At 64.1% G+C, this 19,826-nt stretch carries 19 protein-coding genes and 1 tRNA gene; 16 read left to right on the top strand and 4 right to left on the bottom strand.

Annotated elements, in window-relative coordinates; translation table 11 throughout:
* The first annotated feature begins 124 nt into the window (after positions 1-124).
* From CK228_RS06240 to CK228_RS06215, 6 genes are read left to right on the top strand one after another with little or no spacing between them, the layout of a single operon-like run.
* The gene (locus CK228_RS06240; RefSeq protein WP_095787257.1) at positions 125-2,002 is read left to right on the top strand and encodes an extracellular solute-binding protein; all 1,878 of its coding nucleotides are present in this window, start codon (positions 125-127) and stop codon (positions 2,000-2,002) included.
* On the top strand, positions 2,002-3,870 hold the full coding sequence (locus CK228_RS06235) for an extracellular solute-binding protein (protein WP_095787256.1): 1,869 nt from the start codon (positions 2,002-2,004) through the stop codon (positions 3,868-3,870). The genes CK228_RS06240 and CK228_RS06235 overlap by 1 nt, the downstream gene beginning before the upstream one ends.
* A 30-nt stretch (positions 3,871-3,900) precedes the next feature.
* Entirely contained in the window at positions 3,901-4,995 is a 1,095-nt protein-coding gene (locus CK228_RS06230) for a microcin C ABC transporter permease YejB (RefSeq protein WP_095787255.1), read from the top strand.
* Complete coding sequence (locus CK228_RS06225; protein WP_095787254.1) at positions 4,995-6,140, top strand: ABC transporter permease; 1,146 nt, start codon at positions 4,995-4,997, stop codon at positions 6,138-6,140. The genes CK228_RS06230 and CK228_RS06225 overlap by 1 nt, the downstream gene beginning before the upstream one ends.
* Positions 6,137-7,768: an ABC transporter ATP-binding protein gene (locus CK228_RS06220; RefSeq protein WP_095787253.1), complete on the top strand. Its 1,632-nt coding sequence runs from the start codon at positions 6,137-6,139 to the stop codon at positions 7,766-7,768. The genes CK228_RS06225 and CK228_RS06220 overlap by 4 nt, the downstream gene beginning before the upstream one ends.
* 30 nt (positions 7,769-7,798) lie before the next feature.
* Positions 7,799-8,740, top strand: a complete 942-nt coding sequence (locus CK228_RS06215; RefSeq protein WP_095787252.1) for a glyoxylate/hydroxypyruvate reductase A — start codon at positions 7,799-7,801, stop codon at positions 8,738-8,740.
* Between the two features lie 9 nt (positions 8,741-8,749).
* Here CK228_RS06215 and CK228_RS06210 read toward each other — a convergent pair whose 3' ends face one another.
* The 3 genes from CK228_RS06210 to CK228_RS06200 all read right to left on the bottom strand — a co-directional run bounded on the left by CK228_RS06210 (position 8,750) and on the right by CK228_RS06200 (position 10,732).
* On the bottom strand, positions 8,750-9,277 hold the full coding sequence (locus tag CK228_RS06210; protein ID WP_095787251.1) for an AAA family ATPase: 528 nt from the start codon (positions 9,275-9,277) through the stop codon (positions 8,750-8,752).
* 66 nt (positions 9,278-9,343) lie between these two features.
* Positions 9,344-9,706: a hypothetical protein gene (locus CK228_RS06205; protein WP_095787250.1), complete on the bottom strand. Its 363-nt coding sequence runs from the start codon at positions 9,704-9,706 to the stop codon at positions 9,344-9,346.
* Positions 9,707-9,814: 108 nt separating this feature from the next.
* Positions 9,815-10,732 carry a class I SAM-dependent methyltransferase gene (locus CK228_RS06200; protein WP_095787339.1) on the bottom strand — a complete coding sequence of 306 codons (918 nt, stop codon included), beginning with the start codon at positions 10,730-10,732 and terminating at the stop codon, positions 9,815-9,817.
* A gap of 123 nt (positions 10,733-10,855) precedes the next feature.
* On the opposite strand from CK228_RS06200, the gene CK228_RS06195 reads away from it, so the two are divergent.
* Both CK228_RS06195 and CK228_RS06185 read left to right on the top strand, forming a co-directional pair.
* Entirely contained in the window at positions 10,856-11,863 is a 1,008-nt protein-coding gene (locus CK228_RS06195) for a ligase-associated DNA damage response exonuclease (protein ID WP_095787249.1), read from the top strand.
* A gap of 241 nt (positions 11,864-12,104) precedes the next feature.
* Complete coding sequence (locus tag CK228_RS06185) at positions 12,105-13,706, top strand: cisplatin damage response ATP-dependent DNA ligase (protein ID WP_095787248.1); 1,602 nt, start codon at positions 12,105-12,107, stop codon at positions 13,704-13,706.
* 3 nt (positions 13,707-13,709) lie between these two features.
* On the opposite strand, the gene CK228_RS06180 is transcribed toward CK228_RS06185, so the two are convergent.
* Positions 13,710-14,855 carry a hypothetical protein gene (locus tag CK228_RS06180; protein ID WP_095787247.1) on the bottom strand — a complete coding sequence of 382 codons (1,146 nt, stop codon included), beginning with the start codon at positions 14,853-14,855 and terminating at the stop codon, positions 13,710-13,712.
* Between the two features lie 289 nt (positions 14,856-15,144).
* On the opposite strand from CK228_RS06180, the gene CK228_RS06175 reads away from it, so the two are divergent.
* The 8 genes from CK228_RS06175 to CK228_RS06140 all read left to right on the top strand — a co-directional run bounded on the left by CK228_RS06175 (position 15,145) and on the right by CK228_RS06140 (position 19,817).
* Positions 15,145-15,220, top strand: a tRNA-Thr gene (locus CK228_RS06175).
* Between the two features lie 142 nt (positions 15,221-15,362).
* Positions 15,363-15,551 (top strand): YodC family protein, encoded by a 189-nt coding sequence (locus CK228_RS06170; RefSeq protein WP_019863018.1) that lies wholly within the window; start codon positions 15,363-15,365, stop codon positions 15,549-15,551.
* Between the two features lie 222 nt (positions 15,552-15,773).
* A complete protein-coding gene (locus CK228_RS06165) occupies positions 15,774-16,232 on the top strand; it encodes an acid-shock protein (protein ID WP_095787338.1) in 459 nt (152 codons plus the stop codon).
* 45 nt (positions 16,233-16,277) lie between these two features.
* Positions 16,278-16,814, top strand: a complete 537-nt coding sequence (locus tag CK228_RS06160; RefSeq protein WP_095787246.1) for an RNA polymerase sigma factor — start codon at positions 16,278-16,280, stop codon at positions 16,812-16,814.
* A 119-nt stretch (positions 16,815-16,933) separates the two neighbouring features.
* Entirely contained in the window at positions 16,934-17,380 is a 447-nt protein-coding gene (locus CK228_RS06155) for a hypothetical protein (RefSeq protein ID WP_245437733.1), read from the top strand.
* Positions 17,377-17,832: a periplasmic heavy metal sensor gene (locus CK228_RS06150; protein WP_095771770.1), complete on the top strand. Its 456-nt coding sequence runs from the start codon at positions 17,377-17,379 to the stop codon at positions 17,830-17,832. The genes CK228_RS06155 and CK228_RS06150 overlap by 4 nt, the downstream gene beginning before the upstream one ends.
* A gap of 109 nt (positions 17,833-17,941) precedes the next feature.
* Complete coding sequence (locus tag CK228_RS06145; protein ID WP_095787337.1) at positions 17,942-18,220, top strand: hypothetical protein; 279 nt, start codon at positions 17,942-17,944, stop codon at positions 18,218-18,220.
* 115 nt (positions 18,221-18,335) lie between these two features.
* Positions 18,336-19,817, top strand: coding sequence for a DUF1800 family protein (locus CK228_RS06140; protein ID WP_095787244.1), 1,482 nt, complete (start codon positions 18,336-18,338; stop codon positions 19,815-19,817).
* Positions 19,818-19,826: the final 9 nt, after the last annotated feature.

Raw genomic sequence — 19,826 nt, 5'->3', positions numbered from 1 at the left:
CTTTTTGTTAGGAAAAACGCATATGCGGCGACAAAGCCGCGCATGGCGGTTTCCAGGAGCGCCAAATCATCTAGATTGCCTTTTCTGGATGGTCCGGAGAAACGCATCGCGAAGAGGATAGTGCATGACGGTTGGCCGAACGCTTCTCAGGTCGCTGCTGGCGGCGGCCCTTCTGGTGGCGGGACTGCAGGCGACCCGGGCCGACGAGTGGCGAACCACCTCATCGTTGATCGGCGACTCGAAATACGGCGACAATTTTCAGCACTACGACTACGTCAACCCGAACGCGCCCAAGGGCGGCACGCTGAATTCGGTGCTGCTCGGCACCTATGACAGCTTCAACCCTTACATCGTGCAGGGATCGCCGGCGGCGGGCCTCGTCGGTTTCGGCGGCGGCCTGCTCTACGACACGCTGATGGAGCAGGCGACCGATGAGGGCAGCACCAGCCACCCACTGATCGCCGACGCTTACAAATATCCGGCTGACTATTCCTCGGCCACCTACCGGCTCGACCCGCGCGCGAAATGGCATGACGGCCAGCCGATCACCGTCGACGACGTGATCTGGTCGTTCCAGGTGTTGAAGGCAAACAGCCCGCAATACAGCCGCTATTTCGAGAATGTCACCGACGCAGTGGCGATCTCCGACCGCGAGGTCGAGTTCCATTTCAACCAGAAGGGCAACCGGGAACTGCCGAAGATCATCGGCGACCTCGCCGTGCTGCCGAAGCACTGGTGGGAAGGCACCGACGCCAATGGCAAGAAGCGCGACGTCACCAAGCCGACGCTGGAAATTCCGCTGGGATCGGCGGCCTACAAGATCGCCAGCTTCAAGCCGGGCTCGGAAATCGTCTGGCAGCGCGTGCCGGACTATTGGGCGGCCAAGCTGCCGGTGAAGATCGGTCGCGAGAATTTCGACACGCGCCGATATACCTACATCCTCGACGACAATGCCGCCTGGCTGGCCTTCACCAAGGGCGGATTGGAAGACATCAACCGCGAGTACAGCTCCCGCAAATGGGCGACCGCCTATAATTTCCCGGCCATCCAGGCCGGGGACGTCGTCAAGAAGGACTTCCAGACCCAATCGCCGCAGCCGATGCAAGGCTTTGTCCTCAACCAGCGAAGGCCGCTGTTCCAGGACCGGCTTGTTCGCGAGGCACTGACCATCCCATTCGATTTCGAGAGCATGAATCGCACGCTGTTCTTCGGCTTCAACACCCGCACGTCGAGCTATTTCCAGGGTACCGAATTGGCGTCGAGCGGGCTGCCGCAAGGCAAGGAATTGGAGATCCTCGAGAAATATCGCGACAAGCTACCACCCGAGCTCTTCACGCAAGAGTTCAAGCTGCCGGTCTACGATTCGCCACAAGCGGAGCGAAAGTACCTGAAACAGGCGGTCGATCTATTCGCCAAGGCAGGCTGGGTGATCAAGGGCGGCAAGATGGTCAACGCCAAGACAGGCGCCCCGTTCAAGTTCGAGATCCTTGGCTGGAATGACACCGACCAGGTGATCGCCAGTCCCTACATCGCCAATCTGCGCAAGATCGGCGTCGACGCTTCGCTGCGCATCATCGACCAGACCCAGTACATCAACCGCGTCAACAATTTCGATTTCGATGTCGTCACGGGCTTGTTCGGCCAATCGGACTCGGCCGGCAACGAGCAGCGCGATTTCTGGAGCTCGAAAGCCGCTGACACGCCGGGCTCGCGCAATCTGATGGGCATAAAGGATCCGACCGTCGATGCGCTGGTCGACCGTGTCATCTTCGCCACCGACCGCGAGGATCTTGTCGCCGCCACCCATGCGCTCGACCGGGTGTTGCTTTGGAACTTCTACGTCGTGCCGCAATATTATCGGTCGGCGGTCTGGCTGGCCTATTGGGACAAGTTCAAATTCCCCGACAAGCAGCCCGCCTATGTCGGTGTCGACATCGATTCCTGGTGGATTGACCTCGACAAGGAGAAGGCACTGGCGGCCAAATACAAGGGCGGCAATTGATGGCGAGGCTGCCGCGCCGCGATTTCCTGGCACTGAGCGGGGCCGCCGCTGCCGGGGCCCTGCTGCCGGGAAGAGCCTTCGCCGACATTGCGACCGGCGTGAAATTGCACGGCCTGTCGGCCTTCGGCGACCTCAAATACAGACCGGATTTTGCGCATTTCGACTATGTCAATCCGGACGCGCCCAAGGGCGGCCAGATGAATTTCACGCCGCCCAGCGCAACCCTCAATCAGAGCTTCCTGACTTTCAACACACTGAACTTCCTGGTGTTGAAGGGGGAGGCGCCGCCGCGCGCCGAACTCTGTTTCGATTCCCTGATGGCAAGCGCGCTCGATGAGCCGGACACGGTCTACGGCCTGCTCGCCGAGTCCGTCACCTTGTCGTCGGACCGTAATGGCTTTCGCTTCGTGCTTCGTCCGCAGGCGCGCTTCCACGACGGCTCGCCGCTGACCGCCGAAGACGTTGTCTTCGCGTTGAAGCTCTACAAGGACAAGGGTCACCCGAACCTTTCCAAGGCATTGCGGTACATGACCGACGCGGTCGCGGTCGACCCCGTCACCCTTGAGCTGACCTTCAATGGCGAACAGTCGGCGCAAAACATCCTGGCGGTCGTGGCCATGCCGATCGTGTCCAAGGCCTATTATACGGCCAATGAGTTCGATGCCTCGACCATGACACCGCCGCTTGGCTCGGGACCCTACAAGATCGGACGTGTGGTCGCCGGACAGGCCGTCGAATATGAACGCTTCGCCGACTATTGGGGCCGCGATCTCGCGGTGAACCGCGGCCAGTACAATTTCGACCGCATCCGCATCGACTTCTATCTCGACCGGCAGGCCGCATTCGAGGCCTTCAAGAAAGGCGATACGCATTTTCGCGAGGAATTCACCTCGCGTGTATGGGCGACCGGATATGATTTTCCGGCGTTGAACGACGGCAAGGTCGTCAAAAGGGAATTTCCCGGCGAGAAGACGCCGGACATGCAGGGCGTCGCGCTGAACCAGCGCCGTCCGCAATTCCGCGATGAGCGGGTGCGGCAGGCGATCGCCAACTGCTTCGATTTCGAATGGATGAAGCGCGCGCTGTTTTACGGCTCGTACGAGCGCGCGCAATCGAATTTCGAACGTTCGGACTACAAGGCCGAGGGCCTGCCCTCGCCAGGCGAATTGGCCCTACTGGAGCCATTGCGGGCCGAGTTGCCGCCGGAGGTCTTTGGCGAGGCGGTAACGCAGCCGCTCTCGGACGGTTCAGGTCATGACCGCAAGCTGCTGAGCGCGGCTTCGAAACTGCTTGCCGAAGCCGGCTGGAAACGCACGGGCAGTTTCGTCGTCAACGACAAGGGCGAGAGGCTGCGGGTGGAAATGCTGGCGGAGGACGATGGCATCGTTCGCATTTTCACTCCGTGGTCCGAGAACATGAAGGCGATCGGGATCGATGCTTCGATCCGGCAGGTCGATTCGGCGCAATATGAACAGCGGCAGAGTGATTTCGATTTCGACCTCAACGTCCTGCATTGGTCGATCGGAGCAACGCCCACGGCCGACAGCCTGGAAATGCTCTACGATTCCCGCATGGCGAACACACCGGGGCAGCGAAATTATCCGGGGACCGAAAGCAAGGCCATCGACGCGCTGATCGTGGCCGCCGGCAAGGCGCGCAGCCGAACAGAACTCGTCACCGCGCTCAGAGCGCTCGACCGGGTCTTGCGCGCGCGGCTAGACTGGATTCCAACATACTATCTGGCGAATCACCGCGTCGCCTATTGGGACATGTTCGGCTTTGTCGAGCAAAAGCCCGATTTCGGCTTTCCGGTCGAGACGCTGTGGTGGTTTGATAAGGGCAAGGCGGCAAAAATTGGCAAAGGTTAAAGTATCGGTCCGCAGAGGGCAGGAAGCCTGATGGGCGCCTATATACTGCGCCGCATCCTTTTGATGATCCCGACCCTGTTCGGCATCATGGCGATTTCCTTCGCCGTCATCCAGTTCGCGCCCGGCGGCCCGGTCGAGCAGGTGATCGCCAAGCTGACCAATCAGGGCGGCAGCGACCGCCTCGGAGGCGGCGGCGGCGATGCGGGCGGTTCCAATTTCGACGTCGCTGGCGACGTCAGCTCGAAATATCGCGGCGCGCAGGGGCTCGATCCGGAATTCATCAAGAAGCTGGAGAAGCAGTACGGCTTCGACAAGCCGCCGCTCGAGCGCTTCGGCATGATGCTGTGGAACTATATCCGGTTCGATTTCGGCAACAGCTACTTCCGCGACATCTCGGTGCTCGACCTGATCCTCGAGAAGATGCCGGTGTCGATTTCGATCGGGCTCTGGATCACGCTCTTGTCCTATCTGATTTCCATCCCGCTCGGTATCCGCAAGGCGGTGAAGGACGGCACGCCTTTCGACGTCTGGACCAGCGGCGTCGTCATCGTCGGCTATGCCATTCCGGGCTTCCTGTTCGGCATCATGCTGATGGTGCTGTTCGCCGGCGGATCCTTCTGGGACTGGTTCCCGTTGCGCGGCATCGTCTCGGACAATTGGGACCAGTTGTCCTGGCCAGGCAAGATCGCCGACTATTTCTGGCACATGACCCTGCCGCTGACGGCGCTGGTGCTGTCGGCCTTCGCCACGACGACGCTGCTCACCAAGAACTCGTTCCTGGAGGAAATCCGCAAGCAGTATGTGGTGACGGCGCGGGCCAAGGGCCTGTCGGAGCGACAGGTGCTCTACGGCCATGTCTTCCGCAATGCCATGCTGATCGTCATTGCCGGCTTCCCCGGCGCCTTTATCTCGGCCTTCTTCACCGGTTCGCTGCTGATCGAGAACATCTTCTCGCTCGATGGCCTCGGCCTGCTCGGCTTCCGCTCGGTGGTCGAGCGCGACTATCCGGTGGTGTTCGCCAATCTCTATATTTTCTCGCTTCTCGGCCTGTTCGTCGGATTGCTGTCCGACCTCATCTACACCTGGGTCGATCCGCGCATCGATTTCGAGCGGAGAGACGTCTGATGTCGGAGGCAAGCGTCACTGCCGGCGTGGTGCCGGAGCGGATGCCACGGCCGTTCCTGTCGCCGCTCAACAAGCGCCGCCTGCAGAATTTCAAGGCCAACCGGCGCGGCTACTGGTCGTTGTGGATTTTCCTCGTCCTGTTCGCGCTGTCGCTGTTTGCCGAATTCATCGCCAACGACAAGCCGATCATCGCGTCCTACAAGGGTGAAATCCTGTTTCCGGTGCTGGTCGCCTACCCCGAGGAAAAATTCGGCGGCTTCTATGCCGTCACCGATTATCGCGATCCGGTGATCCAGGACGAGATCAACGCCAATGGCTGGATGATCTGGCCGCCGATCCGCTATTCCTACCAGACCGTCAACAATGCCATTCCGGAAGCGGCACCGGCCAAGCCGTCCTGGCAGTATGACGCCGCGAAGCGCTGCAACCAGTATCCGCAAGGGGCCGCCGACCCCGCCTGCATCGTCGGCAACTGGAACTGGCTCGGCACCGACGACCAGGCGCGCGATGTCCTGGCGCGCGTCATCTACGGCTTCCGTATCTCGGTGCTGTTCGGGCTGATCCTGACCGCCGGCTCGGCCCTGATCGGCGTCGGCGCCGGCGCCTTGCAGGGCTATTTCGGTGGCTGGACGGACCTGCTGTTCCAGCGCTTCATCGAAATCTGGTCGGCGATCCCGGTGCTCTATCTGCTGCTCATCGTCGCCGCCATCCTGCCGCCGGGCTTCTTCATCCTGCTCGGGCTGATGCTGTTGTTCTCCTGGGTGGCGCTGGTCGGCGTGGTGCGGGCCGAGTTCCTGCGCGCCCGCAACTTCGAATATGTCAACGCCGCCCGCGCGCTCGGCGTGCCCAACCGCACCATCATGTTCCGGCATCTGTTGCCCAATGCCATGGTGGCGACATTGACCTTCCTGCCCTTCCTGCTCTCTGGCTCGATCTCGACGCTGACCTCGCTCGACTATCTCGGCTTCGGCCTGCCGCCGGGGTCCGCCTCGCTCGGTGAGTTGCTGAAGCAGGCGCAGCGCAACCTCAATGCGCCGTGGCTCGGCATTTCCGGCTTCGTCGTCATCTCGCTGATGCTGTCGCTGCTGGTCTTTGTCGGCGAGGCGACGCGCGACGCCTTCGATCCGCGCAAGACGTTCAAATGAGCGAAGCGCCTCTGCTCAGCGTCCAGGACCTCAGCGTCGCCTTCGGCCAGGGCGGCGGCCAGTCTGTCGCTGTCGACCACATCTCCTTCGACATCGCCAAGGGCGAGACGATCGCGCTGGTCGGCGAGTCCGGCTCCGGCAAGTCGGTCTCGGCGCTGTCGGTGTTGAAACTCCTGCCCTACCCCAGTGCCAGCCACCCCTCGGGAAAGATCCTGTTCGAGGGCGCCGACCTGCTGGCGATGAGCGAGAAGCAATTGCGACAGGTGCGCGGCAACAAGATCACCATGATCTTCCAGGAGCCGATGACCTCGCTCAATCCGCTGCACACGATCGAGCAGCAGATCGTCGAGATCCTGAAGCTGCATCAGGGCATGGCCGACCGCCCGGCCAAGGCGCGCACGCTGGCGCTGCTCAACGAGGTCGGCATCCGCGATCCGCAGAAGCGGCTCGACGCCTATCCGCACCAGCTGTCCGGCGGCCAGCGCCAGCGCGTCATGATCGCCATGGCGCTGGCCAACGAGCCGGAACTGCTGATCGCCGACGAGCCGACGACGGCGCTCGACGTCACCGTGCAGGCGCAGATCCTCGAACTGCTGGCGGGCCTCAAAAGCCGCAAAGGCATGTCGATGCTGTTCATCACCCACGATCTCGGCATCGTGCGCAAGATCGCCGACCGGGTTTGCGTCATGACCAAGGGCAAGATCGTCGAGACCGGACCGACCAAGGACATCTTCGCCAATCCGCAGCACCCCTATACGCGCCACCTGCTGGCAGCCGAGCCGAAGGGCAAGCCGCCGGCCGCCAACGCCGACGCCAAGCCGGTGATGACCGGAAAGGACATCAAGGTCTGGTTCCCGATCAAGCAGGGGTTCTTCCGCCGCACGGTCGACCATGTGAAGGCGGTCGACGGCATCGATGTCACCGTGCGCGCCGGCCAGACGCTGGGCGTGGTCGGCGAATCCGGTTCCGGCAAGACGACGCTCGGCCTGGCGCTTGCGCGCATGATCTCGTCGACGGGAACCATCCGGTTCAACGGCCGCGACATCAACCAGCTCACCTTCAACGCCATGCGGCCGCTCAGGCGCGAATTGCAGATCGTCTTCCAGGACCCGTTCGGTTCGCTCAGCCCGCGCATGTCGATCGCCGAGATCATCGAGGAAGGGCTGAAGATCCACGAGCCGAAACTGTCGCCCGATGAACGCGACGACAAGGTCGCGGACGTGCTGAAGGAGGTCGGCCTCGATCCGGCGACCCGCAACCGCTATCCGCACGAGTTTTCCGGCGGCCAGCGCCAGCGTGTCGCGATCGCGCGCGCCATGGTGCTCAACCCGCGCTTCGTCATGCTGGACGAGCCGACATCGGCGCTCGACATGAGCGTGCAGGCGCAGGTCGTCGACCTCCTGCGCAATCTGCAGGCCAAGCATGACCTCGCCTATCTCTTCATCAGCCATGACCTCAAGGTCATCCGGGCGCTTGCCAACGATGTCATCGTCATGCGCAACGGCCAGATCGTCGAAGCCGGCCCCTCCCAGCAGATTTTTGAAAATCCGCAAACCGACTATACTCGGGCGCTGATCTCGGCCGCCTTCAAGATAGAGACGGCGCCGGTCGGCATCGTCAGCCAGTAATTTGCGTAAAGAGGGACTAGACGAATCGCGATGGAAAAAGGCCGCATCCTGCTTGCCGTCACCGGCTTTCATCCGCAGCGCTGGCGCGAGTTGCTGTCGGCCGAGCGCGAGGTAGTGCTGGAGCCGGATGGCGCCAAGGATCCGTCGATCACCTATGCGGTGGTGTGGAAGCAGAAGCCCAATTTGTTGTCTTCGCTACCCAATCTGCGCGCCATCTTCTCCATCGGCGCCGGCGTCGACCATATTTTCGCCGATCCAGGCCTGCCCGACGTGCCGATCGTCAAGGTCGTCGCCGACAATCTTACGCAATACATGACCGAATATGTCGTCTGGCGGGTGCTCGATCATCATCGCCAGGGCCTGCTCTACCGGCAGCAGCAGCAAAAGAAGATCTGGCACGAGCCGCCGCAGCGGCCAGCCGGCGACATCTCCGTCGGCATTATGGGGCTCGGCAATCTCGGCCGTGCGGCGGCCTCGGTGCTGCTGTCGCTCGGCTTCGCGGTCAATGGCTGGTCGCGCACCGAGCGGCCGATGCAAAGGGTGGCGACCTATTCCGGCGAGGCCGGGTTGATCCCCTTCCTCAAGGCAACAGATATCCTTGTCGTGCTTTTGCCGCTGACGCCGGACACGCAAGGCATCATCAATTACGGCGTGCTGAAGGAATTGCGCAAGCGCAACGGCCTCGGCGGCTCGGTGCTGATCAACGCCGGACGCGGCCGCCTGCAGAAGGATCCCGACATCGTGCGGGCGCTGGACGACGGCACGCTGAAGGAGGCGAGCCTCGATGTGTTCGAGGTCGAACCGCTGCCGAAGACCAGCCCGCTGTGGAACCATCCGAAGGTGTTCGTGACTCCGCACGCCGCGGCGACCTCCGATCCCATGCATCTGGTGCCGACCATGCTGCGCCAGATGGACGCCTTCGAGCGCGGCGAGAAGCTCGAGAATCTGGTGGATCGCAAGGCGGGATATTAGCCAGGCGTCCTATATAGCCAGGTCCCATTGCCTGAAGCACTGCTTGATTGCTCCCATCGAGGACAGCTGGAGCTTCGGCAGGTCGAGTTCCTCGAACATCGCCTGGTATCTTCTGCGGTTTTTCGGCGTGGTCACGGCAATATGGTGGATCATGTCCCATTTGACGCTGTCGCGTCCGCCCTCCAGGGCTCCGCGTCTGTTCTTCTCAAACCAGCTTCGCCTGAAGTAACGCAGCAGGCTTGCCGGCGTGGAGATATCCAGCAGGATCACTCCCGTCGCCCGCCGAAAACGTTGCGGCATGCAGATCGAGTAATTTCCGTCCATCACCCAGCGCTCGCCGGCGATCGCGGCGTCATGCATGGCGATGAATTCGCTCTTTGGACGCGCCTCCCAGTCTGTGTTGGGCAGATGATGAAGCAGATCGAGGTGAACGGGGTCAAGGCCACGCTTGCGGGCAATCGCGACGGCCAGGGTCGACTTGCCGCTGTTGGACGGCCCCAGAATGCAGATGCGGTCGCCTAGGTCCGAGAGTTTCATTGATCGCCCCCATGCGGACGCGAGCATGCTGCCGGCGATCGCTCTCGTCGGCTGCTGCTTCTATCTTCAGGCAGGCAGGGCGAACTTCTTCTTCTGATTGTCCGGCTTGCCGCAGTCGCGGCGCTCGATCGACCGGTTCATGGCATCGATCTCGCCTGACGCCTTGTCACTGTCGCGCTTGGCCTTGGAGCGCATGTCGGGCGTGAACGGACCGAAACCCATGGCGGGATTGGAGAAGGTCGGCTTCGCGGTCACCGGAAGGTTGTATTGCTGCGCCAGGCCATTGCGCTGCGCCAGCAACTGGTCGCACGGCACGGTATCGTATTGCAGGGAGGATTCTACGTTGGCGTCCTGCCGCTCGGACATCGAGTTGCCGACGCAGCCGGCCGTTGCCAGGCAGGATGCCAAGATCATCATGTTCCAGCGCATCCGATATGCTCCTCCTGATATCCCGCACTGATGCGACCAGATCGCAAATATCAGTCGCGCACGCAAATCGGACTTTTTCGCAGCAGCGGGATGGTGTTCATGCACGCTTCAAACGGCGTGAGGCTTCCACGCCACAACGCCCAGCCCTTTGACGGGCTCGCGGCGATCCTGCCGGATGGTGGTTGGCTCCAGCGCCAGGATCGCAAGCCCGTTGGCTTCGAGTGTCCGCCTGACATAGGGTTGCGAATGAGCGTAGCGCCGCGAGGGCTGCAGCGCGAAGTCACCGTCGTCTGCAAGGGTCTCGACGGAAAAGGCAAACAGGCCGCCTTCGGCGAGCAGGCCGGCAACGGTGCCCACCGGACCGTCGAGCGCGCCGATGTAGATCAAGACATCGGCCGATGTCACCAGATCGGGCTTTTCGCCTGAATGAGAGAATCCCTGCAGATCGGCTTTCGTCAGCGTGTCGTAGATGCCTTTCGCCTGCGCCTTCTTCAGCATCCTGGCCGAGATATCGACCCCTTCCAGCCGGTCGACGATCGGCCTCAGCCTCTCGCCCATCAGCCCGGTTCCGCAGCCCAGGTCGAGCGCCAGGCGGAAGCGGCCCGGCCTTGCCTTGCGAATCATCTGCTCGAGGAATTCGGGGAGCCGGTAGTCGAGCTTGCCGACCAGCATCTCCTCGAATGTCTCGGCATAGTGGTCGAACAGCGCTTCGACAAAGGCGCTGGGCGGCGCGGCGGCAACCGGAGCCTTGCCGATCAGCTGCAGTTTGAGGGCGGCGCCCTGGCGATCGGCCGCATCCAGTTTCAGCGACATCGCCCAGGCCTGCGCCGCCAGGTCGAGCCTGCCCGATGCCTCGTGCATCTCGCCGAGGCGGAACCAGCCCATTGCCCATTGCGGCGCCAGCTCCAATGCGCCGAGCAGCAGTTCGGCCGACGCCGTGGGATCGCCTGAGGCAAAGAGCATCTCGGCATAGTCGGCACGGCGATCGGCGTTCAAATCGCCGGACGATGTCTGAAGCGGTTTCATGATGATGTTTCCGCCGGCGGATGGCAGCCGGGCCGCCATCTCTGTAGAGCAAAGCTGGCCTGAGAGTCAGCAGTCTCCGACAGACGGCTTCCCGCAGCGGAATTATATCCTATCTTGGGGACCATGCGCGCCGCCGACCTGCTTCATCCCCGGCCCGAGGGCCTTTACTGCCCGCCGGGCGATTTCTTCATCGACCCAGTGCGGCCGGTGGGCCGCGCGCTGATCACGCACGGCCATTCCGACCATGCACGCTCCGGCCACCGCTCGGTGCTGGCGACGCAGCAGACGCTCGACATTATGGGTCTGCGCTACGGCGAGGACTTTGCCGGAACGACGCAAGCCGCGCGGGTCGGCGAGACGATCGCGCTGGACGGCGTCAGCGTCAGCTTCCATCCGGCCGGCCATGTGCTGGGTTCGGCGCAGATATCGGTCGAGCATCAGGGCACGCGCATCGTCGCCTCCGGCGATTACAAACGACAAAGGGATGCGACCTGCGTGCCGTTCGAGCCGATCCGTTGCGACGTGTTCATCACCGAAGCGACCTTCGGCCTGCCGGTGTTTCGCCATCCGCCGGACACGGGGGAGATCGCCCGCCTGTTGAAATCGGCAGCGCAGTTTCCCGAACGCTCGCATCTGGTCGGCGCCTATGCGCTGGGCAAGGCGCAGCGGGTGATGCGGCTGTTGCGCGATGCCGGCTATGACAAGCCGCTCTACATCCATGGCGCGCTGGCCAGGCTCAGCGAATACTATCAGAGCCAGGGCATCGACCTGGGTATCCTCGAGCCGGCAACGGTCGAAGACGGCAAGGACGACTTCACTGGCGCCATCGTCGTCGGCCCGCCATCGGCCTTCGCCGATCGCTGGGCGCGGCGCTTTCCCGATCCGATCTCGTGCTTCGCGTCGGGCTGGATGCGGATCCGCCAGCGCGCCAAGCAAGGTGGCGTCGAACTGCCGCTGATCATCTCGGACCATGCCGATTGGGACGAGCTCACGGCCACCATCAAGGAGACCGGCGCCGAGGAGATCTGGGTGACGCATGGCCGCGAGGAAGCGCTGGTTCGCTGGTGCGAACTCGAAGGCATCGCCGCCCGGCCGCTGCATCTGGTGGGCTATGAGGACGAGGGCGATTGATGCAGTATTGCTCGTCAATCACCACCTCCGAGCACTGTGGCGCCCCCCTCTGGCCTGCCGGCCATCTCCCCCACGAGGGGGGAGATCGGACGTCGCGTCGGCGTTCGCCAATCTCCATCGTTGCCGAAGATGAGCCGGCGCCGAAGCTGCCAATCTCCCCCCTTGTGGGGGAGATGTCCGGCAGGACAGAGGGGGGCGCCGTAGAGCGCAAACCTCCATCAATGGCGTGGTTCATACCATCATGAACCGCTTCGCCGAACTCCTCGACCGCCTGGTGCTGACGCCGTCGCGCAACGGCAAGCTGACGCTGCTGGTCGACTATTTCCGAACTGTCGAGGACCCGGATCGCGGGCTGGCGCTGGCGGCCATCACCGGGGACCTTACTATAGCCGCGGTCAAGCCGGCGATGCTGCGCATGCTGGTCACCGAACGCATGGACCCTGTGCTGTTCGGCTACTCTTACGACTATGTCGGCGATCTCGCCGAAACGGTGTCGCTGGTCTGGCCACAGACGCCGGGCAAGATCCCCAACCGCGAGCCGACGCTTGGCGAGGTCGTGGCCAAACTACAGGCGGCAAGCCGCTCGGACGGACCGAAAGTGCTGGCCGGCTTGCTCGACAGCGCCGGCATCTCGGCGCGCTTTGCCATCATCAAGCTGGTCACCGGCGGCCTGCGCATCGGCGTCTCGGCGCGTCTCGCCAAACAGGCGCTGGCGGATTTCGGCAAGGTCGACGTCGCTGAGATCGAGGAGCTATGGCACGGGCTGTCGCCGCCCTATATGGCGCTGTTCGCCTGGCTGGAAGGCAAGGCCGAAAAACCCCGCAACACGGCGATGGCCTTGTTCCGTCCGGTGATGCTGTCCAATCCGGTCGGCGACGGCGATCTCGAAAAACTCGATCCGGCGGACTACGCGGCCGAATGGAAATGGGACGGCATCCGCGTCCAGGCGGTGGCGGAAGGCGGCATCCACCGGCTCTATTCGCGCACCGGCGACGATGTCTCGGGCGCCTTTCCCGACCTAGCCGACGCCATGCATTTTTCCGCCACGCTCGATGGCGAATTGCTGGTCGGCGACCCGCGAGAGGCGACGGGAACCTTCTCGGATTTGCAGCAGCGGCTGAACCGCAAGACGGTGACGCCGAAGATGCAGCAGCAATATCCGGCTTTCATGCGCTGTTACGACCTGCTTCAGCTCGGCGACGAAGACCTTCGCGCATTGCCGTTCCGCGAACGGCGTGGCCGCCTCGAAGCCCTCATGAAAGCGCTTGACCCCAGCCGTTTCGATCTGTCGCCCTTCGTCGACTTCGCGGATTGGCAGGCGCTGGAGAACCTGCGCCGCGCGCCGCCGCACCCGATCATCGAGGGCGTGATGCTGAAACGCTGGGATTCGCCTTATGTCGCCGGCCGGCCGAAAGGCCCGTGGTTCAAGTGGAAGCGCGATCCGCACACGGTGGACGCTGTGCTGATGTACGCCCAGCGCGGCCACGGCAAGCGCTCGAGTTTCTACTCCGACTACACCTTCGGCGTCTGGTCCGGAGCCGCGGGCGAGGAGGAACTGGTGCCGGTCGGCAAGGCTTATTTCGGCTTCACCGACGAGGAGCTGAAGCAGATCGACAAATATGTCCGGGACAACACGGTCGAGCGTTTCGGCCCGGTGCGTTCGGTGCGGGCGGATCGTGACAATGGCCTGGTGCTGGAAGTCGCCTTCGAGGGGCTCAACCGTTCGACCCGGCACAAATCCGGCGTCGCCATGCGCTTTCCCCGCATTTCACGGCTGCGCTGGGACAAGCCGGCCAACGAGGCCGACCGCATCGAGACGCTGCAGGCGCTGCTCGACCGCTAAGCCTTACGGCTCGATCGAGACGCGGATCTCGTAGATGTCGACCGCCTTGCCCTGCTTGTCGAAATCGGAATTGACGGCGATGGTTCCGGCCGAGCCCGGATGCTTGTTGGGGAACTGCACGTCGAACAGATATTCGTTGCGCTGCTGGCCGACCGCGTAGCGCTTGCGGCCGCAATCGCCGAGCTCGCCGAAATTGCAGTCGACGGAGATCTGCGTGTCCTTGCCGTCCTCGGCACGCGCGATGATGTCGAACACGGCGTGCTTGCCGGCGAGCTTCTCCAGCACGCCCTGCCCGACATCGAAGGCGATCGCCGAACCGGAGGGGCCGGACTGGATGCGCAGGAACGGACCGGTATCGTCCTTCATCACCGAGGCCTTGGCGTCCGAAGGGGCTGCGACATGCGTCGGGTCGGTCGGCGAAAACACATTGATCCAGTTGCGTGACTGGTCCGCGGCGCCAGGCTTGGCCGGCGCGTTGGCGCCGTTGGCCGGGGAGAAATCGTCGTCCTCGACGGTTGGCGGCGCCTCTGGCGGCGCCGTGTCGAGCTGCGCCGCCGTCTTGAACACGCCGGTCTGCATGGCAAAGAACGCGCCGATGCCGAGCGCCGCAAGCAGGGTGACGGTGAAGAAAATGGCGGTCAGCGGCAGGCGGCGCCCGCGAATGCGCCGCTCATCGCGATCGGGCGCCACCTCCGTCGCGGTACCCGAAGCGGCGGGAGCGGACATGTCGATGGCCGGCGCGCCAGGAAGCGTCGCGTCCGGCATGATGTCGGGAACGACCGGTAGCACGCGCGATCGCGGCGCATCGGATGCCGGCTGCGCGGGACCGTCGACGGTGACGGCGGGCAATGGCGCCTTGTCGCCGATCTCGATGGCGGGCGCCGCGGCGGCCGCGGGCTCGGCCGCCGGGTCGTCGACCTCCAGGCCGACATCCGGCACGGCCGGCAGGAACTCGGATTCGATTTCGGTGATCGTCGCCTGGATCGCCTTGCGGCGCTTGATGGCGACTTCCACGGTCACCCCGGGATTGGCCTGGAGCGCACGGTCAAGCGCGGCAAAGGCCGACCGATAGACCTTCTCGCGGAACGCGCGGTCCTCGGCATTGCCCTTCTCCAAGGCGTTCCGGATCGCTTTTTCGATCGCGTCCAAGCGGGATCCCTCTGCAAATTGCCCAAACTTCCGTGATGGTTAGCCGTAGGCGACCAATCAATCAACGGGCGGGCGGCCGCATTCTGCCTCGACGGGCCGTCCAAAGTCCATCTCGGCGATATTCCGGCAAACAAAATCGGAACATGCCGGCAATTCTCATGCGCGGGGAGGTGCGAGCCTTTGGTTTCGGTGGCGGCAGGCGCTCTTGCATGATTTGCCAAGTGGCATCTTGAATTCGCCGCCGGTTGAGTCTATCACCCAGCCCATCTTGGAGGCCCTGGCCTCCCGGGCCGCTTTAGCTCAGTTGGTAGAGCACATCATTCGTAATGATGGGGTCAGGTGTTCGAGTCACCTAAGCGGCACCAGTTCCCTTCCTATCCTCCATGTGCCGCAATCGACACTCGACCACTGCCTGTGCGGTGGATCGCGCAATGGCTTCCCATATCCGCCATTGTCGAGACTCAGCTTTGGTGGGAAACTCGCGGGCCTCAGCATGGGAGGTCGAAAATGCCCAACACTTTCAAGACCGGAGACGTCGTCAAGCTGAAGTCGGGAGGGCCGAAGATGACGGTCAGCGACGGTGCCGCTTCCGGCATGTATCTGTGCCACTGGTTCAACCGCGAGGGCGATGTCTGGATTCCGCAGCATGCGGGGTTCAAACCGGACCAGCTGGTGGCCGCCGACCCATCGGCATAGCTCCCGCCCGTTCGCCAAGGGCGGTGGCCAAACCGGCGTGCATTCGGATGACGCCGGATGGGGTGTCATGGCCGCTGCTTTTGGCACCGACACTGAGGCGGCATCGCCGAACCGGATGATCGGCACAGGCCACCGACGGATTTCCGTCGTCGCTGCGTTTAACGGTTGAAGCGTGACCGCGGCATGGACCGTGGCCGACGCGCCAACCGGAGACGCCGAAGCATGATAAGCCGTTCAATCCTTGCCGCCGCCTTGAGCCTGCTGACCGTTTCAGCCCTCGCCCAGACGGCGACGCAGGCCCCAGTTGCTCCGCCTCCTGGCGTCGCGTCTCCCGGCGCCACGCCGCCAGCCGCCGCCCCGGCCGCGCCAAGGGCCAAGTCCGACATCACGCTGGCCAAGTTCCAGAAGCGGCGGGAGAAGGCGATCATGGCCGCCGACACGGATGGCGACGGCAAGATCAGCCTGCTGGAGTGGGAGGCTTTTCAGGCCAAGCGCACCGTCAAGGGCGATGCGGCCAAATCCTTCGCGCGCATCGATTCGAACCATGATGGCTTCATCGATCGTGCCGAGGTCGATGCGTTCTTCGCCAAGCGCTTTGCCAAGCTCGACAAGAATGGCGACGGCGTTCTGACGGCCGACGAGATGCCAGGCCACAAATCCGCTCCCAAGCCCGAGCAATGACCAAGAGGCCATGACACGTGATGGAAATCGGGAGTGCGCCAGCCGATGAGCGCCGATCCGGACGAGGAGTTGGTTCGCCGGGTCGGTGCCGGCGACCCGGCGGCCGTGCAGACGTTCGTCGCGCGCAAATTGCCGCGCATCCTTTCGCTCGCCGTGCGCATGCTGGGCGATGCGGCGGAGGCCGAGGATGTCGCACAGGAGACCTTCGTGCGCATCTGGCGCCACGCCTCGAGCTGGCGGCGCGGCAATGCACGCTTCGACAGCTGGATCCATCGGGTGACGCTCAACCTCTGCTACGACCGGCTGCGCCGGCGCCGGGAACTGGTGACCGACGATTTGCCGGACATGGTCGACCCTGCCCCGCTTCCCGACGCCCGCGAAGAGCCGCAGGGGATCGAGCAGGCCTTGCAGGCGATCGCGCCACGCCAGCGCGAGGCGATCATCCTGGTCTATTATCAGGAGATGTCCAACATCGAGGCGGCCGCGACCCTGGAGATCAGCGTCGATGCGCTGGAGAGCCTGCTTTCGCGCGGCCGGCGGGCCTTGCAGATGATCCTGGCCAGGGATGGCGTCCATGACTGAGAAGACCGCGACCATGAATGGCGGACATTCACCGCGCTTTATGGACGTCCGGCGGGGGCCGGCCGGCCTCGTTTCCAACCCGCGTGGGCACGCGGCACCAAGGGGCAAGGGGAAGACAGATGGCTGAAGACATCGAGGACGGACCGGCAATGGACGCCAGGCGTTTCGCGGCGCTCGCCGAAGCCTATGGCGGCGATCTGCGGCGCTGGCCACAAGCGGAGCGCGACGCCGCCACCGCCTTTGCCTCAAGCGAGACAGGCCAGGCCATCTCGCGACGGGCCGATACGCTTGACGCCGTGCTCGACAGTTATCGCGTCCCGCACCCCGGCAAGGCGCTGCACGACACGATCCTGCGGACCGCCGACCGGTACATCGTCCGGCGGCGGCATCAGCGCTTCTGGTGGCTGGGGCTGGGGCTGGCCGGCATAGGGCTGGCCGGCGCCATTGCCGGACTGGCCCTGGTGACCGTCGTCACGCCCGAAGTTCAGCCCGACCATTATGTGCTCGACGCCAATGCGACGGCGTTCGGCGATGCCGGACCCGACACGATCGAGGAAGACCTATGAGCACCGGCCGCAATCTCCTCATCGCATCGGTGGTGCTGAACGTCTTCCTGGCCGGCGCGCTTGCCGGCGGGGCCGTCTGGATAAAACGCGGCAAGCCGGCCCAGGGCTATTCGCTGGAGGCGGCAGGCGGCCGGCTTCCCGACCAGCAACGCACGCTGTTCCGCAAGGCGCTGCGCGAAGTCCGCCAGGAGTCGCGCGAAATCATTCGCGACGGCCAGCAGGCCAGGCGCGATGCGGCGGATCTGCTGCGGCAGCCCGTCCTCGACACGGCGGCCCTGGCCGCCGCCCTGGAGCGAGCCCGCAATGCCGACGTCACCGTGCGCACGCGGCTGGAGCAGCGCATCATCGAGTTCGCGGCGGCAGGCTCCGCCGAGGATCGCAGCCTGCTGGCGGAAGGGCTCTCAAGGCGCGCCGGGCCGCAGCCGTCGACACCGCCAAAAAAATCGCCGTGACGACCGACGGAAAATGCCGATGGCGCCCGTTTAACGAGATGAAGGGCAGGATCTGCCGGGCCATCTGGCGCCGACAGGTTTCAACCTCGGACAACTTCGGAGCATGGTCATGAACTATCTGACAAAATACGCGGCCACCGCCGCTCTCGCGATGACCGGAACGGTGGCTACGGTCGCGGCATCCTCGGCAATGCCACTGGCGCCGGTTGCCGCCCCGGCGCTGGTCGAGCACGTCGCCTGGGGTTGCGGACCTGGCTGGCATCCCAATCCCTGGGGGCGCTGCGTCCCCAATCGCGTGGTCGTCTACCCCGGTTACCATTATTGGCATCGCCCGGTCTTCTATGGGTGGCATCCGCACCGTCACTGGCACCGCTGGCATCGCTGGTAGGGGCTTCGGGGGCCGACAACTTCGTCGGCCCCACGACCTCAGTTGAACAGGCACGAAACGGCTCGAACGGGCTTCCGGCGCCGTGCGCGAGAAGCCCCAGCAATGGAGAGCTGACTTGGATATCCCGGCCTCCAATTCCCCGCCAGATCCAGTGCTCGTCGCTTTCAACCGCTTCGGGCTCGGGGCAAGGCCCGGCGACCGCGACAGGGTGGCCCACGACCCGCGGGGCTATCTGAAGGCGGAACTGCGGCAGCCCGACATCGCCCTGATCCCGCTCGACGATCCGGCCTATGCGAGCCTGCCGGGCAGCACGCCGGCCATCCAGGCCAGCATGGCGGCAAACTTCCAACGCAAGCTCGACCGCGAGCACATGGCCGCAGCCACGGCGCAGCCCGCAATGGCGAGCACCCAGGCCACGCCGGAACCGGTTGCGCCTGCCCAACCTGTTCCGCCGCCCGCGCCACCGGCCAAACCCGCTCCGCCAATCGAGGCCACGCTGTTTCGCGCCGAAGCCCAGGCGCGCCTCGACAAGGCTTTTGGCGCCGAGGCCGGCTTCGTCGAACGCCTGGTGTATTTCTGGTCGAACCATTTCTGCGTCTCCGTGGCGAAGGACAACATCGTGCGGGCGAGCGCCGGCGCCTTCGAGCGGGAAGCCATCCGCCCCTTCGTGCTCGGCCGTTTCGCCGACATGCTGATGGCGGTGGAGCGGCATCCGGCGATGCTGTTCTATCTCGACAACCAGCAATCAATCGGCCCTGATTCGCGCGCCGGCAAGAACCGCCGGCGCGGCCTCAACGAGAACCTCGCCCGCGAGATCATGGAACTGCACACGCTGGGCGTCGGCAGCGGCTATACCCAGGCCGACGTCACCAGTTTCGCACGCATCCTCACCGGCTGGACGATGGCCGGGCGCAAAGGCCGGCTGGGCGAACCCGGCAGTTCCGTCTTCAACGCTAACGCGCATGAGCCGGGCGATGCGGTGCTGCTGGGCAAGACCTATCCGGCCGGCGGCATGGGTCAGGCCGAGGCGGCGCTCAACGACATCGCCCGCCATCCGGCGACGGCGCAGCACATCGCCACGGAACTTGCCCGACATTTCATAGCCGACGATCCGCCGCCCGCGGCTGTCGCGCGCCTCGCCAAGGTTTTCGCCAAGAGCGACGGCAATCTCCGGGCATTGGCGGCGACCCTCATCGACATGCCGGAGGCCTGGTCGGCGCCTCTGGCCAAGATGCGCTCGCCTTTCGACTATATCGCCGCCATCCGCCGGGCGGCCGGTCCGGGTCCGGCGAACGATCCCGGCCAGTCGCTCAATTGGCTCAATGCGCTGGGCGAGCCGCTCTGGCAACCGCCGGGGCCGAACGGTTTTTCCGACCAGGCGGACAGCTGGGCCTCGGCCGAAGGCATGAAGATCCGCCTCGACATCGCCTGGCAGGCGGCCCGCCAGGTCAAGGATATCGGCAATCCCAACGACATGCTCGACGCCGTCATCGGTCCCTCCGCCTCGCCGGAAACGCGGCAAGCGGTCGCCCGCGCCGAGTCCAAGCAGCAAGGCCTGGCGCTGCTCTTGATGGCGCCCGAATTCCAGAGACGATAGCGCGAGCGA

This window comes from Mesorhizobium sp. WSM4312 (genome assembly GCF_002294875.1).
Classification (GTDB): Bacteria; Pseudomonadota; Alphaproteobacteria; order Rhizobiales; family Rhizobiaceae; genus Mesorhizobium.
This window is presented reverse-complemented; position numbering and strand designations above follow the sequence as displayed.